The following is a 23666-nucleotide window of genomic DNA, read 5'->3' on the forward strand; positions in this document are numbered from 1 at the left end:
AAATTAATACTGTACAAACGCGAATCAGATTTTATTACCTGTTCCGTTTCCAATTTTATTAACTGCATCGATAAAGGCTTCAACAGAAGCGGTTACAATATCGGTATTGGCGCCAAAGCCGTTGTAAATAACGCCTTCGGATTCAACCTGCATATGTACCTTACCAATATCATCGCTTCCACGTGTAATGGCCTGAATCAGGAACTCTTCCAAAACAACCTTCCGGTGAATAATATCCTTTACGGCAGAAATGGCCGCATCAACCGGTCCGTTACCCGATTCGGTAGCGGTGAATTTCTCTCCGGCAATGTCCAGTTTCACGGTAGCCATCGGTACCAGATCTTTTCCGGTCACCACCTGAAGGAAGTCCAGTTTAATCCGACGGTCTCCTTTACCAAGCTCGCCCAACAATACCAGCAGATCGTCGTCTTTTATCTGTTTCTTCTTGTCAGCTAGCTTCAGGAAATCTTCATAAACTTCATCCAATTTTGCCTTGTCCAGTTTGAAGCCCAGTATTTCCAAACGGTGTTTCAATGCCGCGCGACCACTACGAGCTGTCAGCAGAATGGATGATTCATTGATACCAACTTCTGCCGGATCAATGATTTCATAGTTTTCACGGTTTTTCAGTACCCCATCCTGGTGAATACCACTTGAATGAGCAAATGCATTCCGCCCCACAATAGCCTTGTTCGGCTGAACCGGCATATTCATCAGGCTGGAAACCAACCGGCTGGTTTTGTATATATTTTTTGTATTGATATTGGTAAACAGCTCCAACTCCTTATGCGAGCGAAGTGTCATCACCACCTCTTCAAGAGAGGTATTTCCCGCACGTTCACCAATACCATTTAACGTTACCTCAACCTGACGGGCACCATTCATAATTCCGGAAACGGAATTGGCAGTAGCCATTCCCAAATCGTTGTGGCAGTGCGTTGAAATGACAGCTTTGTCAATTCCCTTTACGTTCTCTTTCAGGAAACGAATTTTCTCACCGAATTCGTTGGGCAAACAATATCCGGTTGTATCCGGAATATTGACCACGGTGGCGCCGGCTTTAATAACAGCCTCAATTACTCTGGCCAGGTAAACATTGTCAGTCCGGCCGGCATCTTCGGCATAAAACTCTACGTCTTCAACGTATTTTTTGGCATATTTTACAGCAGCCACAGCACGTTCGACAATCTCATCCTGATTGGAATTCAGTTTATATTTGATGTGATAAGGCGACGTACCAATACCGGTGTGAATTCGTCCGCGTTTGGCATATTTCAACGCTTCGGCAGCCACGTCAATATCTTTTTCCACTGCACGGGTCAGGGCACAAATGGTAGGCCAGGTAACCGCTTTGGAAATTTCGACCACCGACTGAAAATCGCCAGGGCTAGAAATAGGAAAGCCGGCTTCAATCACGTCAACCCCTAGCAGTTCCAAGGCTTTCGCTACTTCGATTTTTTCAATCGTATTCAGCTGGCAACCCGGTACCTGCTCTCCGTCTCGCAGTGTGGTATCAAATACATATACCCTGTTATCATCCATGATTTTCTGTATTGAATTTTCTTAATTTACTTTTTCAAACTATTCCCGGCTTTCTGCTATTATGAAGAATGGAAAGAACCAGGTTCTCTCCATTCATACATCATTCGGCATCAGCCGTTATTTTCGGGACGCAATTGGCGCACGGTGGCACCAGCTTTCCACATTTCAGAATCATGCAATTCCTTCAATTCCGCTTCCAGCTTGACTCGGTAGTCTGACTTACTGTTGGAATCGATAGAACGTTGCGCTTCATTTCCGGCAGCGACTTCGCTGTACAGTTCTTCAAAGACCGGTTGGGTTGCATCACGGAATTTCTTCCACCAATCCAACGCACCACGTTGTGCAGTGGTAGAGCAGTTGGCATACATCCAGTCCATTCCGTTTTCAGCCACCAAAGGCATCAAACTCTGGGTCAGCTCTTCAACCGTTTCGTTGAAAGCCTCGGAAGGTGTATGACCATTTTTACGCAACACTTCGTACTGAGCAGCAAAAATTCCCTGGATGGCTCCCATCAGGGTACCGCGCTCACCTGTCAGGTCGGAGTATACTTCGCGTTTGAAAGTGGTTTCGAACAGGTAGCCCGAACCAACACCAATTCCCAAAGCAACAACGCGTTCCTTTGCTTTTCCGGTAGCATCCTGGAAGATAGCGTAGCTGGAGTTCAGACCACGACCTTCGAGGAACATACGGCGTAAACTGGTACCTGAACCTTTCGGAGCAATCAGAATTACATCCACATCTTCCGGAGGAATAATGCCCGTACGTTCTTTATAGGTTACGCCAAATCCATGAGAGAAATAAAGCGCTTTACCGGGAGTCAAGTGCTTTTTCACGGTAGGCCAAAGAGCAATCTGGCCGGCATCGGATAGCAGGTATTGAATAATTGTAGCTTTTTCACAAGCTTCTTCCAGTTCGAAAAGTGTTTCACCGGGTACCCAACCGTCAGCTACGGCTTTATCCCATGATTTGGAATTTTTCCGCTGTCCGACAATTACATTCAATCCGTTATCACGAAGATTTAGTGACTGACCGGGTCCCTGTACACCGTAACCGAGTACGGCAATGGTTTCTTCTTTGAGTACTTCCTGCGCTTTTGCAAGGGGAAATTCTTCGCGGGTCACCACATTTTCTTCGACGCCGCCAAAATTCATTTTAGCCATTTTGATCTGATTTTGTTAAAGGTGTTGTTATAAAACTTTTTACTAATTCGATTTCATTTCAATGCTTGCGAGAAGTGCATCACGCTCAGCAAGGAATTCGGAAAGACGCTCATTCGAGGAACGGGTAATCGCTACGCGGCCCGACCGAATAAACTGAAGTACGCCAAAACGGTTCAGTCCTTCGAAAAGCTCCTGCGTTTCCTCCTTATGACCGGTTTTTTCAATTACCGTATAGTCTTTGGTAATTTCCAGAATTCGGGCATTGTGTTGCCGTACCATTCTTTCAATCTGGTCAGACTCCATCAGTGCCTGGGTTGGAACTTTGTACAACGCAATTTCCTGGAAGATCATTTCATCGTTCATATGGAAATAGGCTTTCAGTACATCCACCTGCTTTTCAATCTGCTTCACAATGTTCTCCACACGTGAACGCTCTTCGCGAACAACGATGGTGAATTTGGAAATTCCCCGCAAGGCTGACTCAGAAACCGTCAGACTTTCGATGTTGACTTTCCGGCGGGTAAATATGATGGTGATGCGGTTCAGCAAACCAATATGGTTTTCGCTGTAAGCCGATATGATAAATTCTTCTTTCATCTCATTCGAGTTTTATTCCGTTGTTTCTTTCTTTACCGCTTTCGCGAAACCGGTAAAGGTCAACAGTGATTATTCTTCAGCCGACAATAAAATATCTGAAACAGAAGCACCTGAAGGAACCATTGGGAAAATATTATCTTCTTTTTCCACCAGAACATCCAACAAATAAGGACCGGGATGCTCAATCATTTCCTTCATGGCAACCTGCAATTCCTCGCGGGTTGTTACCTGCTTACCCGGAATTCCAAAGCCTTCAGCTATCTTCACGAAATTGGGATTCACCATTTCGGTAAATGAATAACGGCGTTCGAAAAAGAGCTGCTGCCACTGCCGTACCATTCCCAGAAAATGATTATTCAGCACGACCACCTTCACAGGAAGATGTTCCTGTGCAATGGTTCCCAGTTCCTGGATGGTCATCTGCAGTCCGCCGTCACCAACAAAAGCAACTACGTCTCTGTCGGGCGCACCAATTTTAGCACCAATGGCCGCTGGAAGTCCAAAGCCCATGGTTCCCAATCCCCCCGAACTGATGTGACTACGCGTTTGGGAAAATTTCGAATAACGGGCAGCAGCCATTTGATTCTGACCCACATCGGCTACTACTACCGAATGATTATTGGTCAGTTCAGAAGACATCCGAACTACTTCTCCCATGGTCAGTCCCGCTTTCGCAGGAAAAAGATCTCTTTGGATGACCTGCTCCATTTCAATATCTGCTGCCTGGTGGAATTCGTTCACCCACTCTTTATGCTCCTGTTTTTTCACCAAACGGGTCAGCATGCGCAGCGATTTCTTGGCATCGCCCAAAACGGCTACATCTGCTTTGATGATCTTATCGATCTCTGACGGATCTATTTCCAGATGAATCACTTTCGCCTGTCGGGCATATCGTTTCACATCGCCGGTTACCCGGTCGTCGAAACGCATCCCAACAGCAATCAATACATCGCATTCGTTTGTTTTGATGTTCGGGCCATAATTCCCGTGCATCCCCAACATTCCGGTATGCAATTTATGATCGGAATCCAGCGCAGAAAGCCCAAGCAGCGTTCCAGCTGCCGGAATCCCGGCTTTTTCGATGAATTCCTGCAATTCACGCTCGGCACCGGAAAGTATAACTCCCTGCCCGAAGAGCAGAAACGGCTTTTTGGCACCGTCAATCAGGTCTGCTGCAGTCTTCAGGCTCCCTTTATCAAGTGGATATTCAGGGACATAGCTTCTGATTTTCTCACAACGGGTGTACGAAAAATCGAACTTTCCGAATTGAGCATCCTTCGTCAAATCGAGAAGTACTGGTCCCGGACGGCCGCTACGTGCAATATAAAATGCCTGTGCGATAGCAGTTGGGATTTCTTCAGGAGTGGTAATTTGGTAGTTCCACTTAGTTACCGGCATCGAAATACCCACAACATCTGACTCCTGGAACGCATCGGTTCCCAAAAGCGGCGATGCCACCTGACCTGTAATACACACCAACGGCGTGGAATCGATCATAGCATCGGCAATGCCCGTAATTAAGTTTGTAGCACCCGGTCCGGATGTGGCGAAACAAACACCAACTTTTCCCGTTACACGGGCGTACCCCTGAGCAGCGTGAACAGCTCCCTGCTCATGCCTTGTCAAAATATGCCGTACCTGCTTGTCAAAATCGTACAACGCATCGTACACCGGCATAATTGCCCCTCCCGGGTAGCCAAATATGGTTTCAACTCCTTCTTCCAGCAACGAACGGATAACTGCTTCAGCTCCCGTCATCTGGATGGCTTCCTGTTTCATTTCCATAAATTCTTTTGATGGTGCCGTCATGGCTATCTGGATTTAGTTGTTAATCAATTAATCTTACTGCTCCTTCGTCAGCTGACGAAACAAGACTTGCATAAGCTTTCAGTGCCCGGCTGACCTGCCGGTCACGATCTTTCGGAGTATAGGCCTGAGCTCCCCGCGCTTCCTCTTCAGTACGGCGTTTGGTAAGCTCTTCCTCTGAGACCATTAATTCAATCCGGCGGGCCGGAATATCTATTTCAATGGGATCTCCATCCCGAACCAGTGCGATTTCACCACCGCCAGCGGCTTCAGGTGACACATGTCCTATGGATAACCCGGAAGTTCCTCCGGAAAAACGACCGTCGGTCACCAAAGCACATTGTTTGTCTAGTCGAACTGATTTCAGGTATGAAGTTGGGTAAAGCATTTCCTGCATTCCCGGACCACCTTTGGGGCCTTCGTACCGGATAATGACCACATCGCCGGCCTGGACCGCATCGCCAAGAATTCCGCGAATAGCGTCATCCTGCGATTCAAAGACCCGGGCCGTTCCCTTGAATTGAAAAACCGAAGGATCAACTCCTGCAGTTTTAATGATACATCCTTTTCTGGCTAAATTTCCAAACAATACAGCCAGTCCGCCTTCTTTGGTATAGGCATGTTCCAAATCACGGACGCAGCCTTCTTCCCGATCCAAATCGAGTTTTCCGTAGTGCATTTGTTGTGACCCCATCACCAGGTTGCGACCAATGTTTCCGGGGGCAGCAGAATAAAGTTCTCTGGCTTCGGCAACTGCCGTGTCACGCAAAACGTCCCACTTATCGATGGCTTCACCCAACGTATTATCGGATACCCGGCTGACCGAACGGTTCAGCAAACCACCGCGATCCAATTCGCCAAGAATTCCCAGAATACCTCCCGCACGGTTCACATCCTGAATATGATAGTGCGAGTTGGGGGCGACTTTGCAAACGCAAGGAACTCTCCTCGAAAGTTCATCCATGTCTTTCATCGTGAAATCAACTCCAGCTTCACGGGCAATTGCCAGCAAGTGCAACACCGTGTTGGTTGAACCGCCCATCGCAATGTCAAGAGTCATCGCATTCATGAAAGCTTCACGGGTACCAATATTTCGGGGCAATACTTCTTCATTGCCATTTTGGTAATAATCGTAAGTGATATCGACAATCGCTTTCGCTCCTTTAATGAACAAATCTTTCCGGCGGGCATGCGTTGCCACTACGGTTCCGTTTCCCGGAAGGGAAAGTCCCAATGCCTCTGTCAGACAGTTCATCGAATTGGCAGTGAACATTCCTGAACAGGAACCACATGTAGGACAAGCATTTTGCTCCACATCGAGCAGTACGCTGTCGCTCACCGAATCGTCGGCAGCCATTACCATCGCATCAACCAGGTCGAACTGGCGGCCTTGCGCCTCGCCGGCTTCCATGGGACCACCAGATACAAAAATGGCCGGAATGTTCAAACGCATTGCGGCCATTAACATCCCGGGAGTGATTTTATCACAATTGGAGATGCAGATCATCGCGTCCGCCTTGTGCGCATTAACCATGTACTCAACACTATCGGCGATTATCTCGCGCGACGGCAATGAATACAACATTCCATCATGTCCCATGGCTATCCCATCGTCAACTGCAATGGTGTTGAATTCTGCAGCGAAGCAGCCCAATTTTTCAATCTCTTTCTTTACCATTTGCCCTACGTCATGCAAATGAGCGTGTCCGGGCACAAACTGGGTGAATGAGTTGACAACGGCAATCAGCGGTTTGCCAAAGTGCTCCTCTTTCATCCCATTTGCTCTCCACAGGCTTCGGGCACCTGCCATACGACGCCCGCGGGTTGTTGTTTCGCTTCTCAGTTTTTTTTCCATGCCTGGATTTACGTTTAAAAAAAAGCCTTTCTCGTTTTCTTGAGAAAGGCTTGTTCGTTTTGATGTATGCAATAGTCAACCTTTCTCAACCGGTATAGACGAGAATAATAATGACCACGAGAAGAAGGTTATCTACTATTTTACGCATCATATCTAATTTTTTTCTTTATAAGCTGCAAGAAAACCATTCCCAGAGAGAATGGTTGTCATGGGGTTGATTACAAAAATACCGCTCAATGTCCGCAATAAATTTCCTTAATCAATTATCGCTTATGAACTACAAAGGCAAATGTAGAAATAAATACAAAAAGACAAAACGAAAATGTAAGTATTTACGCCGATTTAATAAATAATTAAAAGTAAAATTAACATTGAAGTATGAAACAGAAGGATCTAATTCTAACAAACCACATTTTTGTTCGAAAAATCAAACCTTCACAATCTCCTGTAAATCTCAAACTTACGACAGTGCTAATTAGAATTAGTCTAATAAAAAGTAAGCAACCATGGCTCTAATTTCTTCCCCATTTTATAAGACGAACCTGAGAAATTATTTACAATTACTGCAAAAAATAATTGGTGACCGTTACGATTTGTAAATTCACCGGCAAAACTTCTCACCCGTTCCATCGAACCTGTTTTGGCCCGTAACTTCCCATCAAGCGGAGTTCCCTGAAAGAAGTATTGCAATGTACCATCTTCGCCAGCAAGCGGAAGAGAATCAAAAAATATCTCATCGCCCGGGACCCGGTACATATTCAACATCACCTCAACCAAAGTTTTTGTACAGATGGCATTCGACCGGGAAAGTCCACTTCCATCAGTCTGGTAGAATCCCTGCAAATCGATTCCCCGATCCATCCAGTATGACTTAATTGCTTTCAGGCCTTCGTCCAAAGTCGGCTTTCCGAATACCTTTCGCCCAATTTCCCGAAGGAGATGCTCAGCAAACAAATTCACACTTTCGTGATTCGTTACGTCAATGATGTTTTGCAACGTTGGAGACTCCTGCACTGCCATCTGATGGAAATCACCATCCACGCTCGTAAAACTGGCTTTTGCCTCACCGGTAATTTCGATTCCTAAGTTATTTATCACTTTTCGTAACGAATCGGCAGCTTCGAGTGGAGGATTAGGCATCGCGCCTTTTACCACAAAATCATTCTTCCCTTTCGGAATTGCTCCCATGACCATCTGTTGTTGTGCATAAGGTGCACCATATACATACGATTGGTCACTTTTTTCATCCGACGATACGACTCGATTATCCAACGTAAAACCGGGAGTTTTCGGCTGGACCTTAATTACGTTGGTTTGTTTTCCAGCTTCAGCCGGCGATTGAAAATGAATCCGGTACATATTATCGGCAAACGTAAGGCCATAAACACCCGCACCATAATAATTCCCCATATCTTCCCAAATCCAGCCACCGGGAATAGCCGTATCATCAAGTGCCGATGCATCACCAATAATATCACCATCCACCTGTTTTATCCCGAGTTGCTTTAATTGATACGCCCATTGTTCAAATACGCCAAGGTAATCCATCGGAAAATATTCCGAGTAAAAAGCGGGGTCTGCCCCTCCTTTGATAATCAAATCTCCTTTTAAAGTACCTGTCTTATGGTCTATCTTTCCAGTATAACCAAACCGGGTTTTAAACCGAAAGTCAGGTCCAAGCAAACGCATAGCCGTTGCCGTGGTCACCAATTTTAACACCGATGCTGGCGTCAGACTTTTTTGAGGAGACTGAGCGACTACCTGCCCCATTGTGGCATCATACACATAGAAACTGTACTCAGCCGTTTGCAACTCCGGCAAATCAGGTAATGTTGAAAGGGTATCTGATTGTGATTTTACTTGCGATGAGACGAAGAGAAGGAATAATGCGATAAATATTCTGTTCATGAGAAAACATAATTTTGCTGATTGCAGAAAAATTCAGGCCTGCAATCATATAAATAAGACAAAGATTGATCAACGAAAATGGCCAAACTAAAACCAATATCCAAGAGACAAAAAGACAGAAGGCTCCTTCGATATATTCGAACTACTTATCATTAACTCTACGGGGCCTACCATACTATCATACGAGGCAGTCACGCCACCGCCAGCCAACACATCTCCTTTGGACAAAAAGTCGTTATCGTCACCATAGAACCCAAGGTTCGTATTAAGTGTCAGGTAAATGTTTTCCCAAAAACGAAAACGAAAGTCCATTTCGCCTACAGCAACGTTACGGGTCATCATCTCCATCCGTCTGAGTCCGATAAAAGGGACCTGTGCATTCAAATAGTCAGTCTGCTCCACTCCTCCCACAAAGGTTTTATAATATATTGGCTCCCCCGAACCAACAATAATTCGCCCTTTAACAGAGGGTAGAATTGTGAATCGGGACCCAAAAGATTTCGCCAACTGGATACTTAATTTTACCGGCATAAACGGATTGCTCTCGTTAAACAGCCAGCCATTATCCGTCACTATTTTCGCCTCTCCCAGAAATTTCCAACCGACTGTCGGGAAATAAGCCCGATTCATTTGATCCAGATCAATCTGTGCATAGTAATTTAAAAGTGTTTGGTTATTCAAATCAATATCCGACGGTATTGAACCAATCACCGACTCAACATTGAAATGCTCCACCTCAGCGCCGAGCGAAATCCGGAAAGCATCAAAATAAACCGAGTGAGTTGCCAGCTGTCCTTTATATAATTGTAGGTTGACCAATGATGACTTGTCGCCGTTTGTGTATTGAGAAATGGTTTCATCATGAATACTAGCTCCGACAAAAAGGCCTGGTTTCCAACCATTATCAATGGTGTATCGTACAGCAAATGCAGGATTTGTTGCCAGAATTGCATCCATCGACAGCTTTGCTCCGGTTTTCCGGCTATTTTTAAATGTTGTATTTATCAACAATGCAGCCTTCCGATCGGTATCGTAGTGAATTCCCAGATTTAACCGATCATGGATCCGCTCTTTCACTGTCAAATGGAGTGTTTTGTTTTCGTCCCCCAACAAACGATAACGAACAAAATCAAAATTCCCGGAACCATAAATTCGTTTGATACCCTCACGTAACTGACGAACAGTCATCACCTGCGGAGGCTCAAGATCCAGCAGTCCCAGAAAATAATTCAATCCCTGGCTCTTGGCACCGTCAACCGTCACTCGCTCGATAATCAGTTTGCGGTCTAAATTTGGTATCGCCTCCGGTTTGATGGGATTAGGTTTTAAATGCAATGAATCCCTTAATTTGATCAGTTGTGGCAGTACTTTTCGGGCAGCCGCTTCACCTCTTTTAATCAGCTCATCAGCCGAAGCAGCATCAAAACTCGAAGCTGAAAAACCTGAAATATCTGGTTTTATGTAATAATCAACCAGCTTCCTGTTTTCTTTAGATTTCTGATATGACATCAGGTTAATCATCTGATTCACCACATCCGGAATCGATTGCAACTCTTTTCTATCGCGCAGGCCATACTGAATATCAACGCCAATGATGATGTCCGCCCCCATCTCTTTACATCGGTCAACCGGAAAATTGTTGATAATACCTCCATCCACTAAAAGCCGCCCATCCACATCCGCAGCTGAAAAGGCTGTTGGAACAGACATACTTGCCCGAATGGCCAGCGGAAGATACCCATGCTTCAATACAACCTCTTTCCCGGTTTCAATATCAGCTGCCACACAAAGAAAAGAGCGCGGCAGTTTAGAAAAGTCGGTTACATTTTGGTAATCGAGTGCCAGATAGGAAAAGAGATCCTGTACGTTTTGTCCGTTCAATGCACCACTAGGCAGACTAATTCGTTTAGAGCGTATGGGAAAACTTAAATTATAGCGATCCAGTTCATGTTTATCAAAAACCGGGATATATCGTCTATCGACCTGATCACTCAATAATGTAGCCCAATCCTGACTCTTGACAATTTTCTCCAGCGTGTCGGCATCATACCCCATCGCATAAAATCCCCCAACGATGCTTCCGATACTGGTACCGGCCACATAATCAATTGGAATACCGGCTTCCTCCAAAACCTTCAATACGCCAACATGAGCAAAGCCTTTGGCACCACCTCCACTCAACACCAATCCGATTTTGGGCCGGTGCTTTGTTTCCTGGGCGCGAAGCGAATACCCAATGAAAATTAAAAGGATAAAAAGCAAGATTTGTCTTCTTTTCATGCTCGGTTTAGTCTGTCGGAGAATTATCTTCCCCCGGATAACGTATTTTTCAAATAAGGATTGACGAAGCTTTTGAATGGTTTAAGATAATTCTTTTCATGACTTGTTTTATTACTTTTACAGATGATTATTGTTATATAAATGTAAAATTGTTAGGACAGGAATGGATAGAAGTGACGGATTACTCTGATCCTAATCACCTTAATTCCATTCACCGAAAGTATTGTTATGTGGAAAGAAGCACTAATTGTAGGTTTGGGAGGAGGTTTGGGGAGTATATCCCGTTTTCTTTCGCAAAAAGGCGTAGAGAGATTCATGGATAGTTCATTTCCGATGGGAACATTCGTTGTAAACGTTGTGGGTAGCCTCATCATTGGAATCGTATATGAAATGGCCAGCCGGGGTAACCTGTTAACGCCTGAAGCCCGACTGTTTCTCGCAGTCGGTTTTTGCGGTGGCTTTACTACTTTCTCATCATTTGCCTATAACAACCTGACACTGATCAACGAAAGACTTTGGCAGTTCCTCTTCCTGAATGTAGGCGGAAGCCTGTTTGCCGGAATAGTGGCCGTTTATTTGGGAATTGTTCTGGTCCGATTTATTTTCTGATTATTCAGATTTTTAGTTAAACCGAAAAATTTAACCGTATGCAACTGCACGGAAAAGCGATCAATCTCCGCATTCAATGTGGTGAAACCGATAAATACGAAAGTCAACCCTTATACGAAGCCATTGTGTATGCTGCCCGAAAAGAGGGCATGGCGGGTGCCACAGTCTTCCGCGGCATCATGTCGTTTGGTCCCAGTCACTCCATTCATACCATCAAAATATTCGCGCTGGGTGGCGATCTTCCCGTTTTAATTGATATTACTGATACCAGAGAACGGGTGAACAATTTTATCCCAATCGTAGAAGAGATGATGGAAAAGTCAGGTAAGGGCGGCTTGATAACCACTCAGGAGGTGGAAGTGCATCGTTACCTTCCCGGAAAAAAGCACCGAAAAGAAGAGTAAGCGGATAGTCGATTTATATCTATTTTTCTATATATCGAAATACCCTAATTCTGACATAACGAATTTTGAAAATGCCAATAAATTAAGGCAATTCCATTCTTTATTAACTTAATCTCAATTTTCATTTCCGGTCGATAAAAGGTAGACGTAATTCACAGGGAATGTTTATCTTTGTCAGGATTTATTATGCATAAAAATTATTGCGTTACTGTCTGTCCGGCAGTAACAAAAATGTTGAACATAAAACAGCAAAAAACAATGTTGATTTACAAAGTAGTCGGAAGAGAAATTCTGGATTCCCGCGGGAACCCAACCGTTGAAGTAGAAGTTACCCTCGAAAGCGGTGTTGTAGGTCGTGCTGCTGTACCGTCAGGTGCATCAACCGGCGAAAACGAAGCGCTCGAACTTCGTGATGGTGACAAAGGCCGTTACCTCGGTAAAGGCGTACTGAAAGCTGTTGATAACGTAAATAACGTGATTGCCGAAGAAGTAATCGGCATGAGCGCTCTCGATCAGGTTGCCCTCGACAAGAAATTGCTCGAAATCGATGGTACCAAAACAAAATCTAAACTGGGTGCTAACGCCATGTTGGGTGTTTCGCTGGCTGTAGCAAGAGCTGCTGCTACGTACCTCGATATGCCATTGTATCGCTACATCGGCGGAACCAACGCTAAAACCTTGCCGGTACCAATGATGAACATCATCAACGGTGGGTCTCACTCCGATGCTCCGATTGCTTTCCAGGAATTCATGATTCGCCCGGTTGGTGCTCCTTCTTTCCGTGAAGGTCTGCGCATGGGTGCTGAAGTTTTCCATCATCTGAAAAAAGTGCTTAGCAAACGTAACCTCAGCACCGCAGTTGGTGACGAAGGTGGTTTCGCTCCTGCACTCGACGGTACCGAAGATGCACTGAACAGCATCATCGAAGCCATCAAAAACGCTGGTTACAAACCAGGTCGTGTTGAAGAAGGTGGTGATGTATCTATCGCTCTCGACTGTGCTGCTTCCGAATTTTACAGTGATGGTGTTTACGATTACTCGAAATTCGAAGGTGCCAACGGTGCCAAGCGTAATCGTGAAGAGCAGGTTAATTACCTGGCAGAATTGGTTGAGAAATTCCCGATTGATTCAGTAGAAGATGGTTGCGACGAAGGCGACTGGGATGGTTGGGTAATGCTGAATGCAAAATTGGGTGACAAATGCCAGTTGGTTGGTGACGACCTGTTCGTAACCAACGTAGAATACCTGCAGAAAGGTATCGAACTGGATGCTGCCAACTCTATCCTGATCAAAGTAAACCAGATTGGTACGTTGACCGAAACGCTGGATGCTATTGAAATGGCTCACCGTGCAGGTTACACCAGTGTAACTTCTCACCGTTCCGGTGAAACCGAAGATTCAACAATTGCTGACATCGCGGTAGCTACCAACAGCGGACAGATCAAAACAGGTTCTTTGAGCCGTTCCGACCGTATGGCAAAATACAACCAACTCCTTCGTATCGAAGAAGAGCTGGGTAAATCAGCCATCTACGGTTATAAAAAAGTGAAAAAAGCCTGATCTTAACAGGATTTTATCATACACGAACCTCGCCTGAAAAGGCGGGGTTTTTTTTATGGTATTGAATAGGAATTTGACCAATTCTACTGTTATATATTCTGAAATTTACTCACCACAATAAAATAGAAAGACCATGAGCATTCAAAAATTATTTATCTCCAAGGGGAAGAGGTATGCGGCATTAATTCTTTTACTGACTATTTCGTTAACTGGTTGTAAAACCATGAGTAACGCAGGAAAAGGTGCCATTATCGGGACCGGTGCAGGGGCTGCTTTAGGTGCCGGAATTGGAAAACTGGCAGGTAACACTGCTATCGGAGCCATTATCGGTGCCGGCGTGGGTGGAGCAACCGGTGCAGCCATCGGTAACTACATGGACAAGCAGGCCGCTGAAATGCAGAAGGACCTGGAAGGTGCCAAAGTAGAACGGGTTGGCGAAGGAATCAAAATCACCTTCGATTCCGGTATTCTTTTCGCGCTCAACTCCAGTGCCCTGAGCCAGCAGTCAAAAGATCAGCTGGACAAGCTTTCTCAGATTCTGAATAAGTATAACGATACAAATATTTTGGTGGAAGGACATACCGATAACACCGGAACGGCTGAGTACAACATGAAACTGTCGGAGCGTCGGGCCCAGAGCGTTTCTACCTACCTGGAAGGTCACAATGTTGCTTACTCCCGGATCACGACTAAAGGCTATGGAGAAGAACAGCCTATCGTCGCCAACGACACGCCGGAACACCGGGCACTGAACCGCCGCGTGGAAATTGCCATCTTCGCCAACGAAAAACTGAAGAAGGCAGCCGAAAAAGGAACCATCCCAATGAGCAATTAGAGATAAAAAATAAAAAAGCGGTCTATTCCGGACCGCTTTTCTTTTTAAGAAATCTTGTCAACTATTTGATCCAAACAGTCTTAATATTTACAAATTCTTTAATTCCATAACCGGAAAGCTCTCTTCCGTACCCGGAATTCTTGATTCCACCAAACGGCAACCGGGGATCGGATTTCACCAGACCATTGATAAATATTGCCCCGGCCTCAATCTTTCGGGCCAGTTCCTCCCCTTTCTCCAAATCCGAAGTCCAGAGCGATGCGCCCAGTCCATACAAACTATCGTTCGCTACTTCAATGGCTTCCTGTTCATCCTTTACGGGAAGAACAACCGCAACCGGACCAAAAGTCTCTTCCATGTAAACAGGCATTCCCTTTTTTACATTGGTTAAAATAGTGGGAGAATAGTAATTACCAATGCCCGGTATACGGCTTCCGCCGGAAATAATCTCAGCTCCCTGTTCCACCGATTTATTCACCTGTTGCTCGATGTCATCCACCAAATCGCGACGGGCAAGCGGAGCCAGCGAAGTTTCTTCACTTCCGGGATCACCGGGCTGATAAGCTTCCATTAATGTTTTAACCTTTTCGAGGAAAGGTGCAGCAACGTTCTCTTCCACGATAAACCGCTTGGCCGCTATACAGGTCTGTCCCGAAGTAATCATCCGGGAGGCCACAGCGACTTTGGCCGCTTCTTCCAAATCGGCATCAGCGAGAACGATGAACGGATCGGAACCGCCCAATTCCAACACCGATTTCTTTAGATATTTGCCCGCCAGTGAAGCGACCTGGCTTCCAGCATATTCACTTCCTGTTAGGGTAACCGCCCGCACCGCCGGATGGGCAATAACAGCCTCCACTTTGGATGAAGAAATAATCAGCGAACGAAAGATATTTTCGGGGAAACCAGCATCGCTGAAAACCTGCTCGATGGCCAGAGCACAGCCTTGCACGTTGGATGCATGTTTTAGCAAACCGGCGTTGCCCGCCATAAGTGCCGGCGCCGCAAATCGGAAGACCTGCCAAAACGGGAAGTTCCACGGCATAACCGCCAGAACCGGCCCCAGCGGATTAAACACCGCCATGCTTTTCGATGCATCCGATTCCATCAGCTCATCAGCCAGCATCGATTCAGCGTGTTCCGCATAATATTCGCAAACCCAGGCGCACTTTTCCACTTCGGAGCGCGACTCGGCAATGCGCTTGCCCATTTCCGCGGTAATCAGCCGGGCGTATTCCTCTTTCCGGGTACGCAATAATGCAGCAGCATTCTGCATCCATTGAGATCGCTGTGTAAACCTCGTTTCACGGTACTCTTTCCAGACTTCCAGGTTGAGTTCAATTACGTCCTTTACCTGGACTTCACTCATTTCTGAATATTCCTGTATTACTTCTCCTGTTGCCGGATTAACTGACTTCATAACGCAAAATATTTTTCCATTAAATGTACAAAATCATTGGTGCAACGCACAAACACCGACGCTTCAATCGGTAGAGTTTCTTAAATGCCTGCGGAACATTATCTTTGCGGAAATTTCCACATCTGCATGTATACGAAAGAGGAGAAGAAAGAATTAGTTAAGCGCTTTTGGATAGAATTTGACGAGTATTGCAGTCAACTTCCTGAACTGGCCGGTGCCAAAAAGAAATGGCTGTTGCACCGAACCAAAATCAGCCATCTAGCCATGAAATTTGAGGCCGGGCGCAAGTTTGCCGATGTCATTCTGGAAATCAACCATAAAAATGAAGCGCGCCGATTGGAGGTCTATGAACTGGTGGAAAAATACAAGCTGTTGCTGGAAGATGGTTTCCCGGAAGGATTGATTTGGGATTTTGCCTTTGTTCGCGATAACGGACAGGATGTATGCCGTATATACACCCGGAAATACGATGTAGACATGCACCGGCAAAAGCAATGGAACGAGATATTTGCCTTTTTCGCAAAGAACATGTTGCAATTACAGAGCAATTTCGTCGATATCAGGGATATTCTGAAAGAAGAAATCTTGACATTAAACCGTTTGGAGCGATAGTTTTAAGGGATTACAAAAGCAAAACCCGGCATCATTTAATAAATCTGCTGAAGTGTATCTCGGGGTTCTTCATGTTGCCGGTAGAAATTTCCACGATAATCCGGCGAATACCAACCATCATTATTTTTAGGCTGATAAATCTTCAAGTGATAGAAACTTTTCGTTTCGTTAGGAATCATAATCGGCATAGGTGCTCTTTCATCACCTGGCTCCCAAATCATCGGGTTGCGCGAAACTGACGAACGATCGGGCATATCCACCTTCAATGTATCGGCCATCAGTTCATGTGCCCAGTCTGGGAAATTCTCAATTTCGCCAGGAATTGGTGTTCCTACAATGCCCGACATGCTTCTCTCCGTCCGGCAGGAAGTACCCAGCCAGATGGTTAGTAAAACGATGGTGATGATTTTCAGCCTTTGCATGACTTAGCCATTTAAAACGAACGCTATTTGATGAGAATCACACACCAGAGGGGAAACGCCCCGGGGAGAATAAAGCGTTGGCAACTTGTCTTAAAACGACAAACTACCGCAGTACACTAAATATCAACCTTAAAGTTAATAATAATCTCAGTATTCTTCATTTCATTCCATCAGGAATAAAATTCATATCCTACACAAACTTTATAAAAGTTTTTAAGAAGATTCCGGAATACCGTAAATTGCTTTCAGTAATTGAGGAGACTAAATCACTATAATGAATCGTATTCTTTTGTCATTTTCACTTCTGTTTCTCTTCGTCAGTCTCAACGCAAAAGGCCAAACGGCGGAATCTTCGCAAGAAAAAGCAGAACGAATAGCCTGGTTCAAAGATGCCAAGCTGGGTATTTTTATCCACTGGGGCATTTATGCGGTAAATGGAATCGATGAAAGCTGGTCGTTTTACAACGGATACATTTCGTATCCGGATTACATGAAACAACTTAATGGTTTTACGGCCGCCAATTATCATCCGCAACAATGGGCTAAGTTGATTAAGGAGAGTGGAGCCAAATATGCCGTACTAACCACAAAACACCACGACGGTGTTGCCTTGTGGGATACGAAGTGCAGTGATTTGAACGTAGTAAAGAAAACACCGGCCGGTCGCGATTTGGTTGCTCCTTTTGTTAAGGCTGCCCGAAAAGAAGGTTTAAAGGTCGGACTATATTACTCGCTACTCGACTGGAGCAACCCGGATTACCCCAACTGGACACGGGAAAAGAAACGGTATACTAACGATTCTGTACGCTGGAACCGCTTTGTTAAGTTCAATTTTTGCCAACTGGAAGAACTTTCTAAGAAATTCCATCCCGATTTGTTTTGGTTTGACGGCGACTGGGAACAATCCGCTGAAAAGTGGCATGCTAAGGAACTGGCCGCTGACTTAAGGAAATACAACAAGAACGTCATCCTGAACTCCCGCATTCAGGGCTACGGCGATTATGAAACCCCCGAGCAAGGTCTTCCGGTTACGAAACCTGACAGTAAATACTGGGAACTGTGCATGACCATGAATGATTCGTGGGGATACCAGCCCAACGATACCAACTACAAGTCGGCAAATCAAATCATCCGGATGCTGGTGGAATGCATCAGCATGGGCGGCAATTTGCTACTGGACATTGGTCCGAAAGCAGACGGAACCATTCCGCAACAACAAGTTGATATTTTAAAAGAACTGGGGCGCTGGACATCTAAACACAAGGAAGCAATTTATGGAACCCGGGCAGGCATTCCACCCGAACATTTTTACGGCCCGACCGCACTCAACAAATCTCGTGATATTCTTTACCTGTACTTACCGTATAAACCGGTAGGTCCGCTTATGATTAAGGGATTGAAAAACAAGATAAACCGAATCTGGGTTGTTGGCAACGGTACCAAGCTCAACTGGAAAGTGATTGGAAAACAATATTGGAGTAACGTACCGGGCATTGTCTATATCGATGTTCCCGAGCGGGTACTTGACTCACAGGTTACTGTGATTGCAGTTCTGCTTGATGGGAAGATTGATTTGTACCGGGAGAAAGGACAGGTAATCGAAAGTAATTAGTTGTAAACCAAACATGTAATACCTGTAATAGAAAAAGGCCGTCGATTGTGACGGCCTTTTCAATGCTTTATGAAATTCTAATTTGTTTGGCAGGTTTCGGCTTCACTTCTTCCCGTTTTGGAAGCGTCACGCACAATATTCCATCGTTGTACTTCGCGGAAATTTTTTCGCTGTTTACCACATTTCCTGGTAAATGGAACGTACGCTGGAAAGCCTGATACCTGAATTCGCGCTGCGTATATTTACCGTCCTCTTCTGTTTTGTTTGCTTCTTTCTTTTCAGAAGAAATGGTCAACCGATCATTATCCAGGTTGATTTTGAAATCGTCTTTGGACAATCCCGGAGCAGCGACTTCAATTAGATAGTCATCATCCGATTCTTTGATATTGACGGCAGGTAATGTGCTGTCGATTTCAGCAAAATTAGAATTTGTCCAATCCATCCAATCCCTTGATAAAAAATTATCGAAGAAAGAAGGGACTGACGGGAACATTCGGTTATTAGCTTTTACAATTGCCATGATAAACCCTCCTGACTCTTTAGTTTAACATTCGATTTCTTACATCTAATTTCAATAATCAAATTCACAACGTAAAAAAACAAGTTGTGTGCCATACCTAAGGGATTTTCTGTTTGCCAAAGACAGATTTCCGGAAACGGATTGATTTACAATCTATTTATTGACAAAGCATTCTCAGCGAGCAAAAAAGGATCTGTCACAAATACAGATAAACAACTACGGTTCAAGACATTATGTCGCTATAAAATGCAATTTTGACAGATAAAAAGAAAGGCCGCCCCATTCACGAGACAGCCTTCACCTGAATAATATTATGAATTATTTCGTCTCAATAAAACGAGGTAACGAGAACAGGAACTCGAGTCCTCCTTCTTTCCGGTTACGTACGGTAATCTCGCCTTTTTGATAAACCACAGCATGTTTCACGATGGCGAGACCGAGGCCTGTTCCACCCAATTTGCGAGAACGTCCTGAATCAATCCGGTAGAAGCGTTCGAAGATTCTCGAAAGGTGCTCTTCTGCGATACCAATACCATTATCGGAGAAAGCAAAATAGTGGAATTTGTCATCTTCCAGATAATGCTTTATGGAGATGGTAATATTTTCACCGGCGTAGTTCAATGCATTTTCCATTAAGTTCTGGAAGATGGAAAATACCAACGAGTAATTTCCTTTTAAAACCAGCTCCGGATCGACATCAATCTCCACCTCCACACTTTTCCGGTTAATCATCGTCTGGAAACTGTCGACAACTTCCGAAATCAGTTTTCCAACCGATACTTTCTCGATAGTATAATACTCTCCTGCTTCTTCAATCTTATTCAACAGAGCAATGTCTCCCACCAACTTGGTTAGCCGGTTTACCTGACTATTCGCTTTTTCGATGAAATGGCGCTGTTTTTCCGGATCCAGATCCACTGACTCGAGAATTGTTTCGAGATACCCTTTTGCTGAAGCAATCGGTGTTTTTAACTCGTGTGCAATGTTCGAGGTCATTTGTTGCTTCATCAAACGCTGCTTCACCAGTTTGGAATTGTCTGTAATGATAATCTCAAATGCTTTATCCTGGAAAACAATGCATTGTACGTGAAAATATCGTCCACCAACCTGAATATTCATTTCCGTTCTCGGTAAATCGTGCAGAAAAAACTCGGTTCCTGATTTGAGTGTTTCATCCAGGAACTGATTTACCGCTTCAAACGCTTTTATTTGAAATACCTGTTCTGCTGAGATGGTCGATTCCTCGGAAATAATATTGATGAACTGAATAAAGTGGTTGTTTGACAGCATTGTCTTCTTCTCTGCTGAGAAGAACGCTACACCCTCATTCAAAACAAAAAGGTGGCTAAACAACTTCTCCTTCTCCTGTGTCAACTCATCCTTGGTTCTCCGTAGCTGCTTATAAAGCTTGATGATTTCGTGACTAATCACTCCGAGTTCATCATCAGGAAACTGAATATTCCTATCGTAAGTTCCTCCACGACGAATGGTCACCGCAAAATCCTTCAGTTTGTTAATACTGTCACCCATACGGCGCGAAACGATGCGCAGGACCAACCAAATAACAAAAAACAGGAAAAGGATGAAGATGATGAATGTTTTTTCAGCTTTCAGAAAATGCTGAATTTGCATATTGTACACAGCAGCCGCCCGAACAAAATAATCCTGATAGAAACGGGCATAGTAATAATAGTCTTTCCCGGTAGTTGCCGATTCTCTTAGCTTAGCTCCAAAATCAGAGTAAATGGACTTTTGTACCTCAGGACGATGCAAATGGTTCTCCAAGTGTGTATAATCCTTCACCGAACTATCGTACAACACTTTGCCATCGTGATTAATGACGGTAATACGAACATCGCTGGTCGGAATCAGTGCTTTTAGTGAATCGAGTTTGGCAAAGTTGCCGCTGGAATAAATTCCCTCGTGACGAATGTATTGGTCCGTCAGATTGGTATAACTCTCGAGTGCAGCATCGAGTTGCCCGATTCGGTATTCTTTTTCGCGCTGATACTGATAGATCAGTATCGACGCAGTAAACACGGCAAAAAGAGAGAAGTAATAGACGAATAATTTCCGCTGAAAACTGTCTTTTGTAAACATCGTTGTATTTAAATTTTGTCAGTATTAAACCTCAAAATAATAGCCAAAACCCGACTTATTCCGGATGCACTTTCCATACTCTCCCAATTTCTTACGCAACCGTGTAATATTTACATCAACGGTCCGGTCGGTCACCACCACATCATCACTCCAAACACGGCTAAGAATATCTTCTCGGGGAAAGATTCTTCCTTCATTTTCCATTAACAACCGCATCACTTCGAACTCTTTTCGAGTCAAATCAATTTTCTTATCTTCAATCAGCAGGCGTTTTACTTCGGTGTCGAGTTTAAACTTACCGGAAGTAATAACGGGCTCAACATGCTGTATTTCGCCGCTGGAGCGACGCAATACCGCTTTTACCCGTACCACCACCTCTTTTATCGAAAATGGTTTTGGAATATAATCGTCGGCTCCTATATTGAAGCCTGTTACAACATCATTCTCAGTATCCTTTGCTGTGAGAAAAATGATTGGAACCGTCAGGCCCATGTCCTTCCGTATCTTTTCTGCCAGGCGAAAACCTGACATTTTTCCCATCATCACATCCAGCAAAATCAGGTTATACTTTTTGAGCTTTTTGGTCACGGCATCTTCAGCCGAATAGGCTACATCAGTCTCGTAACCTTCACTTTCTAAATTAAATTGAAGGATTTCGCAAATGTCCTCTTCATCGTCAACAATTAAAATGCGAGGTTTATCTTTTGCCATTTTTCATAAGTTTTAAGCCGACCATGCTCCTTCACCACTGTCATGCCCTGCTCCCGCCATTAATCATCACCGTCCAAATCAATGTGTTGGTGGCGGATATCAGTCCCCTCGAGTGAGTAAATCGATGCTTCGGCTACGTTAGTTGCGTGATCAGCAATTCGTTCTATATTCGAAATAATACTGTTGATATTAATGAAGCTGAGCAACATATCCTGTGTCTCCTTGGGTAGGCTGCTCTTTTTCACGGTTTTCTTAATAAGTTTGTGGTTAAGTTCATCAATCACCGAATCGTTTTTAATGGTCCAAATGGCATATTCCTTATCGTTATTAATAAACGAAAGAATCGACTTCCGAACCATATTAACGCTCGAAATCAACATGTTGGATATAACATCTGACAAACGCTCAAATACCGCTTCATCTTTAATTCGGGGTATCGAACCAGCAATATTGGTCACTAAATCGCCAATTCGTTCCAAATCACTAACCATCTGATAAATTGCCATCATCTGACGTAAGTCGGAAGCAACGGGCTTTTGCAGTACAATGGTGTTAATGATTTTTTCGCCGATTTTCACATCCAGCTTATTGATTTTTTTCTCGTTACTTTTAATCTCTTTCGAAACCTCGTCCGGAACCTCGGTCTCACCCTGGCTCATTATTCCCTCAATCAGATCGAGTTGATGAAGGATAAGGTTGGCCATATCCTCAAAACGGGAAAGAATATCAAGTATCGCGTTTTCCTTTTTTACATTCATTTGTTTTTCGATTTAAGGAAAGTTTGAATTTTCGTTTGGTTAAGTTGGTTACTTTTTCCAAATATACTGCGTCACCAGTTTCTCATTAACCGAATTTTCCGGTAAGGTATCCTTCGGTACGCGGATCTTTGGGATTGGTGAACATGGTTTTGGTTTTGTCATATTCCACCAATTCTCCAAGATACATAAACATGGCGTTATCTGAAATACGGGCCGCCTGCGACATGTTATGCGTCACCAAAACGATGGTGTAATTTTTCTTCAACTCGACCAGCAAATCTTCCACGCGAGCCGTAGCTACCGGGTCGAGCGCTGAAGTTGGCTCATCCAATAAAATCACATCCGGCTTAAATGCCAGCGCCCGGGCAATACACAACCGTTGCTGCTGTCCACCCGAAAGGAAAGTACCTTTCTTAAAGAGCGATTCCCTTACTTCGTCCCACAAAGCCACATCACGGAGCGACGTTTCGACGATCTCTTCTTTCTCACTTTTCTTCAAACGAATTCCATTGAGCTTGTATCCGGCAATCACATTGTCAGCAATACTCATCGTCGGGAATGGATTCGGGCGTTGAAAAACCATTCCAATCTTCCGCCTGAGCTTGATGGTCGACATCCCATAAACGTCTTCATCATTCAACATGATTTTCCCTTCAGTAACAATGTTCGGATACAACTCATGCATCCGGTTAATCGCCCTCAACAATGTGCTTTTTCCACATCCCGAGGGTCCCATTATCGCCGTAATGGCATCACGTTTTACGTCAACCGAAACATTCTTAACGGCATACTTACCTCCCTTGTCATATGCAATCGACAAGTCTTGAATGGATAAAACAGGGTTTTTAACTTCAGTAATATTTTCGTTCATCGATATTGTTCGATTTAAGCCGGAAATGCTTTTCTGTTCAAAATTTCATTTTATTGTCACACCTACCAACCGGCAGTATCATTT

20 protein-coding genes are annotated in these 23666 nt (G+C 44.4%); 6 read left to right on the forward strand and 14 right to left on the reverse strand.

What is annotated here, in order from left to right:
- Positions 1-24: 24 nt before the first annotated feature.
- The 7 genes from T426_RS0121895 to T426_RS0121925 form a co-directional block, all read right to left on the reverse strand.
- Positions 25-1542, reverse strand: coding sequence for a 2-isopropylmalate synthase (locus tag T426_RS0121895; protein ID WP_025863567.1), 1518 nt, complete (start codon positions 1540-1542; stop codon positions 25-27).
- A 110-nt stretch (positions 1543-1652) separates the two neighbouring features.
- Entirely contained in the window at positions 1653-2702 is a 1050-nt protein-coding gene (gene ilvC / locus T426_RS0121900; RefSeq protein ID WP_025863566.1) for a ketol-acid reductoisomerase, read from the reverse strand.
- Between the two features lie 42 nt (positions 2703-2744).
- Positions 2745-3299 (reverse strand): acetolactate synthase small subunit, encoded by a 555-nt coding sequence (gene ilvN, locus T426_RS0121905; protein ID WP_025863565.1) that lies wholly within the window; start codon positions 3297-3299, stop codon positions 2745-2747.
- A gap of 69 nt (positions 3300-3368) precedes the next feature.
- Positions 3369-5108, reverse strand: coding sequence for a biosynthetic-type acetolactate synthase large subunit (gene ilvB / locus T426_RS0121910; RefSeq protein ID WP_025863564.1), 1740 nt, complete (start codon positions 5106-5108; stop codon positions 3369-3371).
- Positions 5109-5127: 19 nt separating this feature from the next.
- Positions 5128-6960, reverse strand: coding sequence for a dihydroxy-acid dehydratase (ilvD, locus tag T426_RS0121915; protein ID WP_025863563.1), 1833 nt, complete (start codon positions 6958-6960; stop codon positions 5128-5130).
- 486 nt (positions 6961-7446) lie between these two features.
- Positions 7447-8868: a D-alanyl-D-alanine carboxypeptidase/D-alanyl-D-alanine endopeptidase gene (gene dacB, locus T426_RS0121920; RefSeq protein WP_025863562.1), complete on the reverse strand. Its 1422-nt coding sequence runs from the start codon at positions 8866-8868 to the stop codon at positions 7447-7449.
- Positions 8869-8955: 87 nt separating this feature from the next.
- A complete protein-coding gene (locus T426_RS0121925; protein ID WP_027586288.1) occupies positions 8956-11148 on the reverse strand; it encodes a patatin-like phospholipase family protein in 2193 nt (730 codons plus the stop codon).
- 228 nt (positions 11149-11376) lie between these two features.
- Here T426_RS0121925 and crcB point away from each other — a divergent pair, with 228 nt between their 5' ends.
- The 4 genes from crcB (at position 11377) to T426_RS0121945 (ending at position 14556) form a co-directional block, all read left to right on the forward strand.
- Positions 11377-11757 (forward strand): fluoride efflux transporter CrcB, encoded by a 381-nt coding sequence (crcB, locus tag T426_RS0121930; protein WP_025863559.1) that lies wholly within the window; start codon positions 11377-11379, stop codon positions 11755-11757.
- A 38-nt stretch (positions 11758-11795) separates the two neighbouring features.
- A complete protein-coding gene (locus tag T426_RS0121935; RefSeq protein WP_025863558.1) occupies positions 11796-12161 on the forward strand; it encodes a DUF190 domain-containing protein in 366 nt (121 codons plus the stop codon).
- A gap of 258 nt (positions 12162-12419) precedes the next feature.
- Positions 12420-13721, forward strand: a complete 1302-nt coding sequence (eno, locus tag T426_RS0121940) for a phosphopyruvate hydratase (protein ID WP_025863557.1) — start codon at positions 12420-12422, stop codon at positions 13719-13721.
- Positions 13722-13854: 133 nt separating this feature from the next.
- Positions 13855-14556: a YiaD family glycine zipper/OmpA-like lipoprotein gene (locus tag T426_RS0121945; protein WP_051538593.1), complete on the forward strand. Its 702-nt coding sequence runs from the start codon at positions 13855-13857 to the stop codon at positions 14554-14556.
- Positions 14557-14617: 61 nt separating this feature from the next.
- On the opposite strand, the gene T426_RS0121950 is transcribed toward T426_RS0121945, so the two are convergent.
- Complete coding sequence (locus T426_RS0121950) at positions 14618-15976, reverse strand: NAD-dependent succinate-semialdehyde dehydrogenase (protein WP_025863555.1); 1359 nt, start codon at positions 15974-15976, stop codon at positions 14618-14620.
- 126 nt (positions 15977-16102) lie between these two features.
- Between T426_RS0121950 and T426_RS0121955 the strand changes: the two genes are divergently transcribed.
- On the forward strand, positions 16103-16588 hold the full coding sequence (locus T426_RS0121955; RefSeq protein WP_025863554.1) for a DUF4268 domain-containing protein: 486 nt from the start codon (positions 16103-16105) through the stop codon (positions 16586-16588).
- A gap of 35 nt (positions 16589-16623) precedes the next feature.
- Here the strand turns inward: T426_RS0121955 and T426_RS0121960 are convergent, their stop codons facing one another.
- Positions 16624-17010, reverse strand: a complete 387-nt coding sequence (locus T426_RS0121960; protein ID WP_025863553.1) for a hypothetical protein — start codon at positions 17008-17010, stop codon at positions 16624-16626.
- Between the two features lie 274 nt (positions 17011-17284).
- Here T426_RS0121960 and T426_RS0121965 point away from each other — a divergent pair, with 274 nt between their 5' ends.
- Complete coding sequence (locus tag T426_RS0121965) at positions 17285-18622, forward strand: alpha-L-fucosidase (protein ID WP_025863552.1); 1338 nt, start codon at positions 17285-17287, stop codon at positions 18620-18622.
- A 67-nt stretch (positions 18623-18689) separates the two neighbouring features.
- On the opposite strand, the gene T426_RS0121970 is transcribed toward T426_RS0121965, so the two are convergent.
- The 5 genes from T426_RS0121970 to pstB all read right to left on the reverse strand — a co-directional run bounded on the left by T426_RS0121970 (position 18690) and on the right by pstB (position 23582).
- Positions 18690-19064 carry an Hsp20/alpha crystallin family protein gene (locus T426_RS0121970; protein ID WP_234406506.1) on the reverse strand — a complete coding sequence of 125 codons (375 nt, stop codon included), beginning with the start codon at positions 19062-19064 and terminating at the stop codon, positions 18690-18692.
- 396 nt (positions 19065-19460) lie between these two features.
- Positions 19461-21242, reverse strand: coding sequence for a sensor histidine kinase (gene phoR, locus T426_RS0121975; protein WP_025863550.1), 1782 nt, complete (start codon positions 21240-21242; stop codon positions 19461-19463).
- 24 nt (positions 21243-21266) lie between these two features.
- A complete protein-coding gene (phoB, locus tag T426_RS0121980) occupies positions 21267-21953 on the reverse strand; it encodes a two-component system response regulator PhoB (protein ID WP_025863549.1) in 687 nt (228 codons plus the stop codon).
- 59 nt (positions 21954-22012) lie between these two features.
- Complete coding sequence (gene phoU / locus T426_RS0121985; RefSeq protein WP_025863548.1) at positions 22013-22711, reverse strand: phosphate signaling complex protein PhoU; 699 nt, start codon at positions 22709-22711, stop codon at positions 22013-22015.
- An 85-nt stretch (positions 22712-22796) separates the two neighbouring features.
- Positions 22797-23582 carry a phosphate ABC transporter ATP-binding protein PstB gene (gene pstB / locus T426_RS0121990; RefSeq protein ID WP_025863547.1) on the reverse strand — a complete coding sequence of 262 codons (786 nt, stop codon included), beginning with the start codon at positions 23580-23582 and terminating at the stop codon, positions 22797-22799.
- Between the last annotated feature and the right edge of the window lie 84 nt (positions 23583-23666).

Origin of the sequence: Prolixibacter bellariivorans ATCC BAA-1284 (genome assembly GCF_000621705.1) — a bacterium.
Lineage (GTDB): Bacteria > Bacteroidota > Bacteroidia > Bacteroidales > Prolixibacteraceae > Prolixibacter > Prolixibacter bellariivorans.